This is a genomic window from Streptomyces sp. NRRL F-5126 (genome assembly GCF_000721265.1).
In the GTDB taxonomy this organism is placed as follows: domain Bacteria; phylum Actinomycetota; class Actinomycetes; order Streptomycetales; family Streptomycetaceae; genus Streptomyces.
Map to the genome: position 1 here is coordinate 437,354 of NZ_JOFZ01000004.1, position 14,182 is coordinate 451,535.

The following is a 14,182-nucleotide window of genomic DNA, read 5'->3' on the forward strand; positions in this document are numbered from 1 at the left end:
CCGCCTGCGGTGAAACCCACTGGACCCGGACGCTCGCGCCGGGAGACCCTCGGGCATGGAGTTCCTCTGCTACCACCGCGACCGGCCCGGCTCCCTCCCGCTGCGCGAGACGCTGGCGGAAGAGCACTGGTCGTACATGGACCGGTACGCGAAAGAGATGATCGCCCGGGGCCCGACCCTCGCACCCGACGGCGACACACCCACCGGCAGCCTGCACATCCTCGACCTGCCCGGCCCGGCGGCCGCCCGCGCGTTCGCCTTCGACGAGCCGAACCACCAGGCCGGGGTCTACCGCGACGTGCTGCTGCGCCGGTGGCGCAACACGCTGGGGCGCACCATGTGGGACTTCCCCGGCGGCCGCACGGGCGGCAACCGCTACCTGGTCCTCGGCCTCGGCACGGGGCAGGCCGCCGACCTCGCGGTCCCGGCCGGCCGAAACGAACTGATCGCCTACGGGCCACTGCTGTCTGACGACGGCGCCGCCTGGCTGGGCACGGCGGCGCTGCTCCGCGCCCAGGACCCGGACTCCGCACGCGCCGTCCTGACCGCCCGTGACCGGTATGCGGCCATCGAGGTGCACGACTGGCAGTTCGGCGGCCGGCCCTGACCACCCGACACGTCCGCGCCCGGGCGCGTCTTCGAGACCCTCCCGCCGGAGGGCACCAGGGCCGGTAAGCCGGCACCCGGCCCACCAGGGTCAGCTCTCAGCACGTCCCCAGTTTGCGGCGCGACCGGCTCCCCGCGCTGTTCCCCGCCGCGCCGGCCCGTTCAGCGGCCGGCGACAACCGAATGGCCGCCGGTGACCTGCTGACACCGGCCGGACGCCAGCACCGCCACGGCCGGCAGGCCGATCAAGCCGTCGCCGCCGAGTCGCCCGGCCGCCAGCCTGTCGTACGCGGTCTTGACCCGCGCGTACATCCCCGGTGTCTGCTCCGACATCACCCGGCCGATGCCGGCCACCCCACCGGCCGGGCCCGACCACCAGACCTCGGGGTCCTCCCGGTGCGTCCAGGCGAGTTCGCGCCCGGCCACCTCGGCGAGTCCCGCCTGCTCCAGCAGGCCGCACAGGCCTTCCACGGTCCGGGTGAAGCTCATCGGGGCGGGGTAAGAAGGGCGCACCACGCCTGCCTCGTCCATCGCCTGGTTGAACAGTGACATCGCCTCGTTGGCGGTGGCGTGCCAGACCGTCACCGCGAGCCGGCCGCCCGGACGGGCCACCCGGCGCAACTCGGTCAGCGCCGCCCACGGGTCCTCCACGTGATTGACCACGAAGTTGCCCACCACCGCGTCGAACGAGCCGTCCGCGAAGGGCAGTTCAGGGAGCACACCGTGCCGGACCTCCGCCCCGGGCGCGTTCGCGGCCGCCAACTCCACCATGCTCGGCTCGGCGTCCACCGCCACGACCTCGGCGCCCCGCGCCAGCGCCGCCGCCGCGATCGTGCCCGGCCCCGTGCCGACGTCCAGCACGCGGACGCCCTCACGGACCCCGGCCGCGTCCAGCAGCGCCTCCGCCGCCCCCGCGCACAGGGCCGCGAAGCTCCCCGCATAGGCCTTGGCCGCGCCCGCCCACATCTGCCGCTCGTGCGCGTCGAACTCGCCTGCCATCGTTCGCCCTCCCGTGGTGCAGTTCTCCGTTGGTGTCGGTTCTCAGTGGTCCAGCGTGACCAGGCCGGTCTCGTAGGCGGTGATCACGAGCTGGACCCGGTCCCGTGCGCCCAGCACCACTGTCCACGGCTCCTGGTTCGTCTACGCGGTCTGGCCGCTGATCGCGATCGCGCTCGCCGTGTTCGCGGTGCGGCGCCGTGACGTCTGACCGGCCGCTACAGCACGAACCCGTGCGGGAACGGATCGTCCGGGTCGAGCAGGTACGTGCCCATGCCGGTGATCCACGCCCGCCCGGTGAACTCGGGCACGACCGCGGGCTGGCCCGCGACCTCCGTCTCCGCGACCACCCGCCCGGTGAACCGGGTGCCGATGAACGACTCGTTCACGAACGGTGCACCGACGGCCAGTTCGCCGCGCGCGTGCAGCTGCGCCATCCGCGCCGACGTGCCCGTGCCGCACGGCGAGCGGTCGAACCAGCCCGGCTGGATGGCCATGGCATTTCGGGAGTGGCGCGCGTCGGAGCCCGGCGCGAGGAACTGCACGTGCTTGCAGCCGCGGATGGCCGGGTCGGCCGGATGGACGGGCGGATCGGCGGCGTTGATCGCATCGGAGATCGCCAGGCCGGCCGCGAGGATCTCGTCCTTGCGCGCCCGGTCGAACGGCAGGCCGATGGAGGCCAGATCGACGATGGCGTAGAAGTTGCCGCCGTACGCCATGTCGTAGCGGACCTCGCCAAGGCCGGGCACCGGCACCACGGCGTCGAGCGCGAGCGCGAACGCGTCGACGTTGCGCAGGGTCACGCTCTGAGCCACGCCGTCGGACACGGCCACGCGCGCCTCGACGAGCCCGGCGGGTGTGTCGAGGCGCACGACCGTCTCCGGCTCCGTCACCGCCACCATCCCGGTCTCCACCAGGACCGTCGCCACACCGATCGTGCCGTGCCCGCACATCGGCAGGAAACCGCTCACCTCGACGTACAGCACTCCCCAATCGGCGTCCTCGCGCAGCGGGGGCTGCAGGATCGCCCCACTCATGGCGGAGTGGCCGCGCGGCTCGTCCACCAGGAACCGCCGCAGCTCGTCAAGGTGCTCGACGGCGTACGCGCGCCGCTGCGCCATCGACTCGCCGGGGATGGGCGCCACGCCGCCGGTGACGACGCGCGTGGGCATCCCCTCGGTGTGCGAGTCGACGGCACTGAGAGTGCGGACGCTGCGCATCAGGCCCGCTGCCCCTCGTCGCCGAGCGCGGCCAGCGCGTCGATCGCGCGCCGCATGTCGGCCGTGACCTGCTCGCGGAACGCCGGCACGAGGGGCCCGCGCGGCGGGCGGCACGGACCGCCGTAGCGGCCCACCATCTCCATGCCGAGCTTGATGGCCTGGACGAACTCGGTGCGCGAGTCCCAGCGGAACGCGGCGACGAGCGGCTCGTACAGCGCCCGCGCCTCCTCCAGCTTGCCCGCGCGCGCCAGCTGGAACAGCCGCGCCGACTCGGCGGGGAAGACGTTGGGGAACCCGGCGAACCAGCCGGCGGCGCCCATGAGGAGGCTTTCGAGCACCACGTCGTCGGCGCCGCTGATCACGTCGAGCCCTGGCGCCTGCTCCTTGATCTCCAGCACGCGCCGCACGTCGCCGGAGAACTCCTTCACCGCGTACACGTTGTCGATCGCGGCGATCTCGGCGAGCAGCGCCGGGGTCAGGTCCACCTTCGTGTCGAAGGGGTTGTTGTACACCATGACGGGCAGTCCGACGGCCGCGACGGTCTCGAAGTGCGCGATGACCTCGCCCGGGTTGGCGCGGTACATGGTGGGCGGCAGGCACAACACGCCGTCAGCGCCGTCCTCCGCCGCCGCCTCGGCCCAGCGGGCGGCCAGGTGCGAACCGACGCCGTGCACGCCGACGATGACCTTGCCGCGCCCGGCGACGGCCCCGATCGCCGTGCGTGCGACGGCGCGGCGCTCGTCGTCCGTGAGCGACGAGTACTCGCCGAGCGAACCGTTGGGGCCGACGCCGTCGCAGCCGTTGTCGACGAGCCACGAGCAGTGCTCGGCGTACCTGTCGAGGTCGACGGCGAGCCCGGCGGGCGCGGACGCGTCCTCGCGGTAGGGCAGGGCGGTGGCGACGACGACGCCGTTGAGGACGGTACCGGGGGACGAGGTGGACATGCGCGATCTCCTTCTTGACGGACAACACCGGGACGACCCCGGCACGGGCTCGGACCCGGGACGGATCAGCCGGGACGGACAGAGGCGAACTCCCGTACGGGGGAGGGGCGCTCGCGCGGAGCGACGGGGAGTGCACCGCGCAACCGTGCGGCCCGCACCGGACCATCGCCTGCCGCGGGTACGGCACTGAACGGAGCCGCTCCGGCGGACGCCACCCCCGGACGCGGAGACGTCGGCACGCGCGGACGCCCGCGTGCCTCGTGGGGCGTGCCACGTGCTCCGGCAGTCGGCGCCGCGCGCCGCGTGGGCCGCGTCTCGGAGGCTGCCGCCCGGCCGGACGGACCCACCGCCAACGGCACTCGCGCGCCACGGGCCCGGAGCCGCTTCGCAGAGGGCAGCGGGCGTGCGGCGCCTCGCGGCACATCGGTCACGGCGCACGCTCCGCGGGCGGCGCGGCGAGTTCGGCGAGGCGGATCGGCTCCGCCACCGGCCTGCGGTGCGGCGCGGCCGGATCCGTGTCAGGCGCGCCGAGCCGTGCCCTCAGCTCGGCCACCGTCACACCGCACATCCGCCCCTGGCAGGGCCCGAGCCCCGCCCTCGTGCCGAGCCGCGCGACCCGCGCCTCGGACGACACCGGGTCGCCGGCAGCCGCGCACACTGCCGCGTAGTCCGTCTCCTCGCACCGGCACACGATCGTGTCGCCGCGCAGCCAGCCGGGCCATTGTTCGCCGACCGGATGCGCGTGGGCGAGTCGATCGGCGAACGCGCGGCCCTGGTCGCGGGCGCGGCGCAGCGGTGCGAGTGTGCGCGCCGCAGGGTCGCCCCCCGCGGCGAACCAGCCCGCCACCGCGCCCTCCGCGCGGGCCGCGGGAGCGCCCGCGATGCCGGTGACCTCGCCCGCCGCGTACACCCCGGGCGCGCTCGTGCGCTGGTCCCCGTCGACCTCGACGAACACCTCGGCGGGCGCCGAACCGCGCAGCGCGCACCCGGACGCGACCGCGAGTTCCAGGCGCGGTGTGAAACCGTGGCCGACGCACACCGCGTCCGCCGCCGTCACCCGCTCGGTGCCCGGCACGACCGACCAGTCGCCGCGCACCCGCGCGCTCACGACCTCCTCCACGCGTCCGTCGCCGCGCGCCTCGACCACGGCACGGCCCGGCAGGTACGGCACCCGCTCGCGGGCCAGCGCCGCCGTGTACGAGGCGAGTTCGCCGGTCTTGCCCGCCTGGGCGGCCAGCTCCCACGGCCTGCGCAGCCAGCCGCGCGTCGCGGAGGCGGCACGCGCGGCCTCCAGCACCTCCACGACCCGCGACCCCGCTTCGAGCAGCGACACCGCGACCGGCAGCAGGAACGGTCCCGTGCCCGCCACCACGACCTGGTCGCCGACCGCCACCCGCTCGCCCTTCGCGAGCGCCTGCGCGGCCCCGGCCGTGAACACGCCGGGCAACTCCCAGCCGGGGAAGGGCAGTACGCGGTCGTGCGCGCCGGTCGCCAGCACCAGCGAGTCCGGGCGCAGCGTCCGCCGCTGCCGCGGCGATCGGCCGGTGAGCACGTGCACCAACGGGGCGTGTGACGGGTCGTCCCGTTCGATGGCCCACACCGACGTGTCCGCGAGCCAGGTGGAGCGCCGGTGCCCGATGACCCGCATCGCGCGCTGCTCGAACGCGTCGTAACCGTGCTGCAGCACGTCGGGGTTGGCCGCCTCGTACGCTTCGGGCAGCATCCGGTGGTACTGGCCGCCCGGCTGCTCCGCCGAGTCGATCAGTGTGACGCGCGCACCCGCCGCGAGCGCCGCGTCCGCGGCGGCGAGACCCGCCGGGCCCGCGCCCACGACCACCACATGGCTGCCGGCGCCGCCCGTGCTTGCCGTCACCGCTCGCCCCGCTCGTCCTGCTCGCCCCGTGCCTGCGTGGAGACCGCGTCACCGTCGTGGGCGCGCGTGCGGCAGGCCCGCACGTCGCGCTCGCCGTTGACCGTCACCAGGCAGTCGAAGCACACACCGATCCCGCAGAACACACCGCGCGGCGCGCCGGAACCGGTCGCCCGCCACGCCGTGCGCCCGGACGCAAGGAGCAGCCCCGCCACGGTCTGCCCCGCGATCCCGCGCACCGGCTCGCCGTCGACGGTCACCGTCAGCGGTGTCTCCATGCGCCGCACGCGGTCGGTCGCCCTTGGCACGAGCCTCGGACTCATGTCCTCTCCTCCCCGGCCGGAGACCCGGCCGGTACGTCCTCACCCAGCACCGCGGGCCGCTCCACCCGGAACGGGCCCGCGTCGATCTCGGGCTCGCGCCCGTCGAGCAGCGAGCGCACCAGCCGCGCCGTTCCCACCGACAGGCCGATGCCCGCGCCCTCGTGGCCGCTCGCGTGCCACAGCCCCGCCAGCCGCGGATCGGGGCCGATCACCGGCAGGTGGTCGGGAACGTACGGCCTGAAACCGCCGTAGGCGCGCATCACGGACACCGTGGCGAGTGACGGGAAGAGCCTGAGCGCCTTCGCGGCGATCGCGGACAGCACCTCGGGGCGCGTCCTGGCGTCGAAGCCGACGCGGCGCCTCGACGAGCCGAGCAGCACGCTGCCGGCGAGCGTCGCCTCGACGACGGCGGACGTCTGGAGATCGCCGGCCCCGCTGCCGACCGCACCGACGTAGTCGGCGTCGTACACCTTGTGGAACACCGTCGGCGGGAGCGGCGTGGTCACCAGCACCTCGCCGCGCCTCGGCCTGATGTCGACGGGCGCGCCGAGCCGCGCGGCGAGCTCACCCGACCAGGGGCCCGCCGCGTTGACGAAGACGTCGCCCTCCAGCGTGCCGTGCGACGTGCGGACACCCGTCAGCCGCCCGCCGCGCACGACGCCGCCGAGCACCTCGCGGCCGGAGCGCAGGGCCGCGCCGGCCGCGAGGGCGCCTGAGAGGAGTGCCGCGGCCGCGCCGGCGGGCTGCACCTGGGCGTCCTGCGGGTAGTGCACGGCCGCGGTGTGCTCGCGGGTGACGTGCGGCTCCGCGGCGCGCAGCGCGTCCGCGTCCATCGCCTCGGCCACCACTCCCGACTCCCGCTGGGAGGCGGCGAACGGCCGCAGGCCTTCCGCGCCCGCCTCGGTGGTGGCCACCACGATGCCGCCCTTGGGCTGCCACTCGGCCTGCGCTGCGAGGTCGCCGAGGTCCGCGAGTACCTCGGGCCACAGCCGCCGGGACAGTTTCGCCAGTTCGAGCTCGGGCCCCGGTCCCTTGTCGGACAGCAGGATGTTGCCCTCGCCGTGGGAGGTGGTCGCGGCCGCCGGGCCGCCCCGGTCGATCACCAGGACGTCGCAACCCGCGAGGGCGAGTTCCCTGGCGCAGGCGGACCCGACGATGCCGGCACCGAGGATCACGACACGCGTTCGGTCCACCCGTCCTCCTCGTTCTGTAAAGCGAACGATCCGAGACTAGGTCGCCCGGGGATGGGTGTCAACGGCCGGCGTGTCAGCCGCTCAGTGCGGCGCGCCGTGCCGCTCCTGCGGCTCACCGGCTCCCGACCTGTAGTGCAGGAGGAGCACCGAGTGCACGGGCCCGTCCGGCGCCGCGTAGCAGTGCGGCAGCGACGCGTCGAACGACACGTAGTCGCCCGGGCCGAGCTCCACCCGGTGGCCGTCCACCTCCACCGCGAGCGTCCCGCTCTGCACGACCGTGTGCTCGGTGCCCGCGTGCCCCAGCGACGGCTGGCGCGAGTCCGCCCTGACCTGCTGGTCGTAGAGTTCCATGATCACGCCGCCGGTCTCGATGCGTTGCAGCGGCCGCAGATCGACGCCCTCCCCGCTGAGCACCTCGGCGTCCGCCGCGCGCACCACGGTCACCGTGTCGGTGCGGCGCGTGTCGAGCAGGTCCGAGATCGGCATCTCCAGCGCGCGCGAGAGGCTGAACACCGTCTCGATCGTCGGGTTGCCGGTGGCCGACTCGAGCTGCGAGAGCGTCGCCTTGCCGATCTTCGACAGCCGGGAGAGCTCCGACAGGGACAGGCCGCGGCGCGTGCGCTCGCGTCTGAGGTTGGCGGCCAGGACGTCCCTGACCGAACTGCTTGCGGGGGTCACTCGATGCTCCTACGGCGATCGGCTGCGTTCGTCTCAGCGTACGGGTCGTCCGCGTATGCCGTTCGACATAGTGAACAGATCGAGCGTGCGGTAACCGAACGGACCTGGCACCGGAGTGTAGGGCGGCCCGAACGGCCCGCCGCCTCCGGGGACGGCGGCCGAGGACTTCCCGGGAAGCAACCCGTTCCGGAAGGGGGCACAGTGAGAGGACGACGTCTCGCCAGGGAGCACACGGTGACGGTGAAGCGGATGGGGCTCGTGGTGCACCACGGCCGCAGGGACGCGCTGCGCGTGGCGGCCGACGTCCACACATGGGGCGCCCTGCACAACGTGCAGTGCACGGAGATCGACGTGTGGCAGCACGACGGCCCCCGGCATGCGGAGGAGGACCGGCAAACCGTCGCGGGCCACCCCGACCTGGTCGTCACGCTCGGCGGAGACGGCACGTTCCTCCGCGGCGCCCGCATCGCCGCGAAGGGCGACGGGGCCGTGCTGGGCGTCGATCTCGGCACGGTCGGCTTCCTGACCGAGGTGCCCGCGCAGGACGTCGTCGCCGCCCTTGACGCGGTCAACGAGGACCGCGCCCTCGTCGAGACCCGCATGACGCTCGCCCTGCGCGCGTCGAAGCCCCTGCGCATCCCCACCAGCATGGAGGCGCTGCTGCGGTCGGGACGCGGTCCCGCCCTGCCCCCGCCCGAGGTGCGCGAGGAGGCCGACGCGGTGGACGACTGGGGCGTGGCCCTCGACGTCGCCGCGCTCAACGACATCGTCCTGGAGAAGCTCGTCCGCGACCGCCAGGTCGACCTCGGCGTCTACCTCGCGGGCCGCCTGCTCGCGTCCTACTCGGCGGACGGCGCCATCGTGGCCACCCCCACGGGCTCCACGGCCTACAGCTTCGCCGCGGGCGGCCCCGTGCTCTCACCGAACATGGACGCCGTGGTGTTCACCCCGGTGGCCCCGCACATGACCTTCGACCGCACGGTCGTGGCCGCGCCCGACGAACCCGTCGCGCTGCGCGTCCTGCCGCACTCGGGGCCCGCCGCGCTCAGCGTCGACGGCCGGCTGCGCGGCGTGCTGGAGCCGGGCGACTGGATCGCCGTCCACGCGGCCGACTACCGGCTGCCCCTGATCAGGCTCGCGCCCACCGACTTCTACCAGCGGCTGCGCCACCGCTTCCGCCTCACCGACGCGCCCGCCACGGACGGGGAAGGCCCCCTGGACCCGTTCGGCAGGCCCCCGGGCCCCGTCCCCGCCGACCTGGCGCACCTGCGCCTGCCGCCGGCGGACGAGGCCCGCACGGGCGGCCAGGAGGCATGACAGGCCCGCTCAGTGCGTGACGTCGTTCTTGTAGTCGTCCACGCACTGCTGCCGATCCGACTGGCTGTGGGCGTGCCGCAGGCAGTCGCTGTAGTTCTTGAAGTCGTGCGAGTTCAGCACCGAGACGCCCAGGGCGACGATCAGGCCGCCCGCGATCAGCCCGATCGCGCCCAGCACGGCCCCCGCGATCGCCATCCCACGATGCGGCGCCATGCCGCCGCGCGCCCTGCGGGCGCCGAAGATGCCCAGCACGATCCCGATGATGCCGAGGACGATGCCGCCGAACACCGTCCAGAAGAACACGATGGCGAGGATCCCCAGCACGAGCGCGGCGACTGCCATGCCGTTGCCGCGCCTGCGCTGCGGATACCCCGGGTCGCCCTGCGGACCCGGGTAGGGCGGTGCCGAGGGCAGTCCCTCGTGCGGCTGCTCGCTTGAGGACCACGAGGAAGGCCCGGGTGTGGACGACATGTGGCACCACTTCTTCCCTGCACCGGTCGGGAGCAACGTCATCCCACTTGTGCCCCCGCAGGGCCGGTGCAGTCGGGCAGGTCGGCGGTTCAGCGCGCGCGCTGCCGTCCCGTCCACTCCAACAGGGCCTCCGCAGGCCACGTGTTGACGACCCGCTCGGCCGGCACTCCGCACTCCTCGGCACGGGCGCACCCGCGCTGCTGCCAGCCGAGCTGGCCCGGGGCGTGCGCGTCGGTGTCGACGGCGAACAGCGTGCCCGCCGCGACAGCGGTGCGCAGCAGCCGGCGCGGCGGATCGAGCCGCTCGGGACGGCAGTTGATCTCGACCGCCGTACCGGATTCCGCGCACGCCGCGAACACGGCGTCCGCGTCGAACTCCGACTCGGGGCGCCCCCGTCCCGTCAGCAGCCGCCCCGTGCAGTGGCCGAGCACGTCCGCGTGCGGATCGCGGACGGCCGCGACCATCCGGCGCGTCATCGCGTGCCGGTCCATCCGCAGTCCGGAGTGCACGGACACGACCACCAGGTCGAGCCGCGCGAGGAGTTCGGGCTCCTGGTCGAGGCAACCGTCGTCAAGGATGTCGCACTCGATGCCGGTCAGGAGCCGGAACGGCGCCCAGCGGCCGTTCAGTTCCGCGACGACGTCCAGCTGCTCCCGCAACCGGTCGGCGGACAGCCCGCGTGCGACCGTCAGGCGGGGGGAGTGGTCCGTGAGCACGGCCCACTCGTGTCCGAGCCCGGCCGCCGCCGCACCCATCGCCTCGATGGTGCTGCCACCGTCGGACCAGTTCGAGTGCAGGTGGCAGTCGCCCCGCAGCGCCGCGAGCAGTTCCTCCCCGCCCTCGGCGAGCGGCCCCGCCTGCTCGGACTCCAGCCGGGCCAGGTACCCGGGCACGGAGCCGCCGGCAGCCTCCCGCACCACCTCGGCGGTGCGCGGGCCGATGCCGGACACGCGGGTCAGCGAGCCGGCGGCGAGGCGCGCGGCCAACTCACCGGCCCCCATCGCCGACACCACGCCTGACGCCGTGCGGAACGCCTTGACCCGATAGGTCTCCGCGCCCGACCGCTCCAGCAGGAACGCGATCCTGTCGAGCGCCGTCACCGGGTCCATGCGCCCATTGTCGGCGCGGCCGTTCGCGCCCGCATCCGGCGGACGCGAAGGGGCCCCATGGCGTCAGTGACGACGCCATGGGGCCCCGGTGCTCCGATCCGCCCACGAGGAGGTGCCGCGCCCCCGGCGTACCGCGGCACGGTCCGTCAGCGGACCGGCCGCGCGGCGAACCTGCTCGGGCGCCGGATCAGTGCTGCGCGGCGCGACGCTTGCGCGACGCCCACAGGATGCCCGCTCCGGCGATCACCACGACGGCGGCCGCCCCGGCGATGACGGGGGTGGAGCTGGACGAACCGGTCTCGGCGAGGTTGTCACCCGACGCGCTGGGCGAGGCGACCGGAGCGGCGGCGGCCGACGACGACGCCGGGGCCGGGCCGGCGGGCGCGGAACTCGCCGGAGCGGAGCCGGCGGGCGACGACGGCGGCTGCGACGACGGCGGCTGCGACGACGGGGGCTGGGACGACGGCGGCTGCGACGACGGCGGGGCGGAGTGACCGGCGCACGCCGCCACCGTCTTCGTGTCGTCGAAGTTGTACCTGGGGCTGTCGCCCGCCTTCACGATCAGACGGACCTTGATGTCCTTGGCGTGGTCCGGGAGCGGCAGCTTCTTTTTTTGGAAGCTGCTGCCGAACGTGGTGACGGGCAGCAGGTCCTTGCCGTCCACCGTCAGTTCCACGGTGTTCTTGACCTGGCCGTTGTAGGCCTGCAGATTGACCGACACGCTGTCACACGTGAGCTGCCACCTGGGCGTGTGCGCGGACGCCGGGCCGGCCGCGAGGCCCACTCCCAGCACGCCCGCCGCCGCGACCGATATCAGGGCCCCAGGGCGCCTGAGCGATCCGAATCGAGTCACAGATTTCCTCCGGGGAGTACAAGCGCCGCCCACGATGGCGGCCGGGCGCACAGTACCGCCCTCGTCACTCGTGTCCGCCGCCCACCTCTGCCAACTCCGGCTCCTCACGTGCCGGATGTCCGGTTGGAGTGGATGGCGACGCGGCTCGCGCGCATCCGGACACGCCGTCACTCACCGAACTTCCGCACGTCAGACGGGGTTTGTTACAAGTAACCGATAGATGTATAAAGAAATGGTCAAGGAGGCCCGAGCGGGCCTCCGGTCGCGTACCACCGCACCTGTCAGCTGCGGTTTCCCTTCCCCCCGCGGTCACCGCCGCGCCGTGGCCGGGGCACGTCGCGGGCACGGCGCGCGCCGTCGCCCAGCCGCGCCCGCCAATCCCTCAGCCACCGGTACTTCTCGCGCTGCCTGCGCGTGGAGTTGTCCAGTTCCTCCATCAGCCGTATCGAGCGGTTCTCCAGATCCAGCTCGTCGAGGATGCGGTCCATCTGGGTGAGCAGCGCCCCGTGCAGCTGCCACTCGGCCGGATGGTCGCGCACCATGTCGAGCAGCAGCTGTGCCACGTGCTCACGCTCCCCGCGCGCCTCGTCCAGATCCTCGGCGAGCCGTGTCTCCGCGCGCTCGGCGTTCGCGCTGACCGGCGAGGTGACGAGGACGGCGAAGCTCACGATCGCATCGCCCATCCTGGCGATCACGTTCTCCATCGCGGCACCCGTCCGGGGCGGGAACATCGGTTCCTCGACACGGGCCTTCGCGAGGTCGGTCAGGGTCCGCGCGAGTACGCGCACGACCACGGCGCAGATCTCCAGCGTGTCGAGACCGGTGCGCAGTACCACCCGGTGCAGCAGGCCCTCGCGCACGCGCGGGTTGAGCCGGAGGGACTCCTCCGCCTGCCGCAGCTCCGCGTCGACGTCGGTGATCTCCTGATCGATCCTGCGGGCCTCGTGCAGCCGGGCGGCGGCGGTCTCCACCGTGGTGGGGTCCGCGAGCCCATCGCTGATGTGCAGCATCAGCCGGCGGATCCTGCGGGCCAGCGCCTCGATCGACTCGCCGGCCGTCTCGACCCACACGGGCGGGATGAACAGGAAGTTGAAGAGCAGGCCCACGCCCGCGCCGATCAGGGTGTCGAGGACCCTCGTCCAGGCAGTGGACTCCACCTGCACCTGCGTCACACCGAGGACCAGCATCGCGCTGATCGCCACCTCGACGACGAAGTCGCCCGCGCGCACGATCCGCCCCACGACGAGCGCCATCAGGATGATGAGCGCGAGGCTCCACCAGGCGAGGCCCACGAGAGCGCTGAAGCCGATCGCCACCAGGACGCCCGTGACGACCGCGTTCACCCGCGTGAGACTGAGCCGGATGGTGGAGAAGAGCGTCACCTGCGTGACGAGCAGCGCCGTCAGTGGCGCCGTCAGGGGCGCAGCCTCGCTGGACAGCCGCTCCGCGACGATGAACGAGATGGTCGCCGCCGCTGTCGAGCGCAGGGTCTGGACGACCACGGGCTCCCTGCGCAGCCGCAGTACGCGCAGGGCCGAGGCCTTCACACGATTTCGGACGTCGAACACCTCACGCTCTTTCCCCCTCGTGCGCCACTCGCAACGGCACGGTCGCGTCTCCTCCGGTACCGTCACCCGAATGCGCAGGCGCGACGACCTCGACGATTCCGACGGCCCCAACGACCCCGGCGACCCGGCGTTTCCGCGGGCGGCAGCCGCGGCCGAGACCTCGCTGGCCGGACTCGACGCCCGCGTCACGCGCTGCGCCGCGTGCCCGCGGCTGGTGGCCTGGCGTGAGGAGAAGGCGCACGACGACCTGCCCGCCTACCGTGGCCAGCGGTACTGGGCGCGTCCAGTACCCGGCTTCGGCCCGGCTGACGCCCCACTGCTCATCGTCGGCCTCGCCCCGGCCGCGCACGGCGCCAACAGGACGGGCCGGATGTTCACCGGCGACAGGTCGGGCGACGTGCTCTTCGCCGCGCTGCACGCCCTCGGTCTCGCGTCCCGCCCGGACCCGGTGGCAGCGGACGACGGCATGACGCTGCGGGGCGTACGGATGAGCTCGCCGGTGCGATGCGCGCCGCCGGCCAACCGTCCGACACCTGCCGAACGCGACACGTGCCGCCCGTGGCTCGCCCGCGAGCTGCGGCTCCTGGCCCCCACGCTGCGCACGGTCGTCGTCCTGGGCGCCTTCGGCTGGCAGGCCCTGATGCCCGCTCTGGCCGAGGCCGGCTGGGCGCTTCCCCGGCCGCGTCCCGCCTTCGGGCACGGCACACGGGTGACATTGGGCCAACGTGACGGGCAGGCGAGGCTCGACCTGTTCGGCTGCTACCACGTCAGCCAGCGCAACGTCTTCACCGGACGCCTCACACCGCTCATGCTCCGTGAGGTGCTGGAAGCGGCGGCGGAGGCGGCAGGCATCCTGCCATGAGGGCTCGAAGCCGACGTCGGACGCGTCGAGGAGCGAGTCGACGGCGGCGCCCACATCGGACGTCTGCTCACCCCCACCGCGGGCCACGCCGCCGGATGACAGGCGCGCGCACCGGCGCCTCCCGAGTGCTCCGGTGCACGGGGGCGCCCTGGTACCGCGATCTCTCCGCGTG

15 protein-coding genes are annotated in these 14,182 nt (G+C 73.8%); 4 read left to right on the forward strand and 11 right to left on the reverse strand.

What is annotated here, in order from left to right; genetic code table 11:
* Positions 1 to 55: 55 nt before the first annotated feature.
* A complete protein-coding gene (locus IH48_RS0110435; RefSeq protein ID WP_030902156.1) occupies positions 56 to 607 on the forward strand; it encodes a YciI family protein in 552 nt (183 codons plus the stop codon).
* A gap of 161 nt (positions 608 to 768) precedes the next feature.
* On the opposite strand, the gene IH48_RS0110440 is transcribed toward IH48_RS0110435, so the two are convergent.
* Entirely contained in the window at positions 769 to 1,605 is an 837-nt protein-coding gene (locus IH48_RS0110440) for a class I SAM-dependent methyltransferase (protein WP_051839510.1), read from the reverse strand.
* Between the two features lie 79 nt (positions 1,606 to 1,684).
* Between IH48_RS0110440 and IH48_RS37360 the strand changes: the two genes are divergently transcribed.
* Positions 1,685 to 1,813, forward strand: a complete 129-nt coding sequence (locus tag IH48_RS37360; RefSeq protein ID WP_267885307.1) for a hypothetical protein — start codon at positions 1,685 to 1,687, stop codon at positions 1,811 to 1,813.
* Between the two features lie 7 nt (positions 1,814 to 1,820).
* Here the strand turns inward: IH48_RS37360 and IH48_RS0110450 are convergent, their stop codons facing one another.
* The 6 genes from IH48_RS0110450 to IH48_RS0110475 all read right to left on the reverse strand — a co-directional run bounded on the left by IH48_RS0110450 (position 1,821) and on the right by IH48_RS0110475 (position 7,830).
* Positions 1,821 to 2,822, reverse strand: a complete 1,002-nt coding sequence (locus IH48_RS0110450) for a proline racemase family protein (protein WP_030902159.1) — start codon at positions 2,820 to 2,822, stop codon at positions 1,821 to 1,823.
* Positions 2,822 to 3,766, reverse strand: a complete 945-nt coding sequence (locus IH48_RS0110455; protein WP_030902160.1) for a dihydrodipicolinate synthase family protein — start codon at positions 3,764 to 3,766, stop codon at positions 2,822 to 2,824. The genes IH48_RS0110450 and IH48_RS0110455 overlap by 1 nt, the downstream gene beginning before the upstream one ends.
* A gap of 427 nt (positions 3,767 to 4,193) precedes the next feature.
* A complete protein-coding gene (locus IH48_RS0110460) occupies positions 4,194 to 5,639 on the reverse strand; it encodes an FAD-dependent oxidoreductase (RefSeq protein ID WP_030902163.1) in 1,446 nt (481 codons plus the stop codon).
* Positions 5,636 to 5,959, reverse strand: a complete 324-nt coding sequence (locus IH48_RS0110465; protein WP_078849605.1) for a (2Fe-2S)-binding protein — start codon at positions 5,957 to 5,959, stop codon at positions 5,636 to 5,638. The genes IH48_RS0110460 and IH48_RS0110465 overlap by 4 nt, the downstream gene beginning before the upstream one ends.
* Positions 5,956 to 7,152, reverse strand: a complete 1,197-nt coding sequence (locus IH48_RS0110470; RefSeq protein WP_030902165.1) for an NAD(P)/FAD-dependent oxidoreductase — start codon at positions 7,150 to 7,152, stop codon at positions 5,956 to 5,958. Before IH48_RS0110470 ends, IH48_RS0110465 begins: the two co-directional genes overlap by 4 nt.
* An 81-nt stretch (positions 7,153 to 7,233) precedes the next feature.
* On the reverse strand, positions 7,234 to 7,830 hold the full coding sequence (locus IH48_RS0110475) for a helix-turn-helix domain-containing protein (RefSeq protein WP_030902166.1): 597 nt from the start codon (positions 7,828 to 7,830) through the stop codon (positions 7,234 to 7,236).
* A gap of 234 nt (positions 7,831 to 8,064) precedes the next feature.
* Here IH48_RS0110475 and IH48_RS0110480 point away from each other — a divergent pair, with 234 nt between their 5' ends.
* Positions 8,065 to 9,147: an NAD(+)/NADH kinase gene (locus IH48_RS0110480; protein WP_030902167.1), complete on the forward strand. Its 1,083-nt coding sequence runs from the start codon at positions 8,065 to 8,067 to the stop codon at positions 9,145 to 9,147.
* Between the two features lie 9 nt (positions 9,148 to 9,156).
* On the opposite strand, the gene IH48_RS0110485 is transcribed toward IH48_RS0110480, so the two are convergent.
* From IH48_RS0110485 to IH48_RS0110500, 4 genes are all read right to left on the reverse strand, one after another.
* Positions 9,157 to 9,618 (reverse strand): DUF4190 domain-containing protein, encoded by a 462-nt coding sequence (locus tag IH48_RS0110485; RefSeq protein WP_234434198.1) that lies wholly within the window; start codon positions 9,616 to 9,618, stop codon positions 9,157 to 9,159.
* A gap of 89 nt (positions 9,619 to 9,707) precedes the next feature.
* Entirely contained in the window at positions 9,708 to 10,727 is a 1,020-nt protein-coding gene (locus IH48_RS0110490; RefSeq protein ID WP_030902170.1) for a PHP domain-containing protein, read from the reverse strand.
* Positions 10,728 to 10,914: 187 nt separating this feature from the next.
* Positions 10,915 to 11,580: an LAETG motif-containing sortase-dependent surface protein gene (locus IH48_RS0110495; RefSeq protein ID WP_199809928.1), complete on the reverse strand. Its 666-nt coding sequence runs from the start codon at positions 11,578 to 11,580 to the stop codon at positions 10,915 to 10,917.
* 281 nt (positions 11,581 to 11,861) lie between these two features.
* Positions 11,862 to 13,148 carry an FUSC family protein gene (locus tag IH48_RS0110500; RefSeq protein WP_051839512.1) on the reverse strand — a complete coding sequence of 429 codons (1,287 nt, stop codon included), beginning with the start codon at positions 13,146 to 13,148 and terminating at the stop codon, positions 11,862 to 11,864.
* Positions 13,149 to 13,218: 70 nt separating this feature from the next.
* Between IH48_RS0110500 and IH48_RS0110505 the strand changes: the two genes are divergently transcribed.
* Complete coding sequence (locus tag IH48_RS0110505; RefSeq protein WP_030902175.1) at positions 13,219 to 14,010, forward strand: uracil-DNA glycosylase; 792 nt, start codon at positions 13,219 to 13,221, stop codon at positions 14,008 to 14,010.
* Positions 14,011 to 14,182: the final 172 nt, after the last annotated feature.

Bases quoted from the DNA above. Each gene is read 5' to 3' on its own strand.
- IH48_RS0110435 (WP_030902156.1), top strand. From the start codon at position 56: ATGGAGTTCCTCTGCTACCACCGCGACCGGCCCGGCTCCCTCCCGCTG.
- IH48_RS0110440 (WP_051839510.1), bottom strand. From the start codon at position 1,605: ATGGCAGGCGAGTTCGACGCGCACGAGCGGCAGATGTGGGCGGGCGCG.
- IH48_RS0110450 (WP_030902159.1), bottom strand. From the start codon at position 2,822: ATGCGCAGCGTCCGCACTCTCAGTGCCGTCGACTCGCACACCGAGGGG.
- IH48_RS0110455 (WP_030902160.1), bottom strand. From the start codon at position 3,766: ATGTCCACCTCGTCCCCCGGTACCGTCCTCAACGGCGTCGTCGTCGCC.
- IH48_RS0110465 (WP_078849605.1), bottom strand. From the start codon at position 5,959: ATGAGTCCGAGGCTCGTGCCAAGGGCGACCGACCGCGTGCGGCGCATG.
- IH48_RS0110485 (WP_234434198.1), bottom strand. From the start codon at position 9,618: ATGTCGTCCACACCCGGGCCTTCCTCGTGGTCCTCAAGCGAGCAGCCG.
- IH48_RS0110490 (WP_030902170.1), bottom strand. From the start codon at position 10,727: ATGGACCCGGTGACGGCGCTCGACAGGATCGCGTTCCTGCTGGAGCGG.
- IH48_RS0110505 (WP_030902175.1), top strand. From the start codon at position 13,219: ATGCGCAGGCGCGACGACCTCGACGATTCCGACGGCCCCAACGACCCC.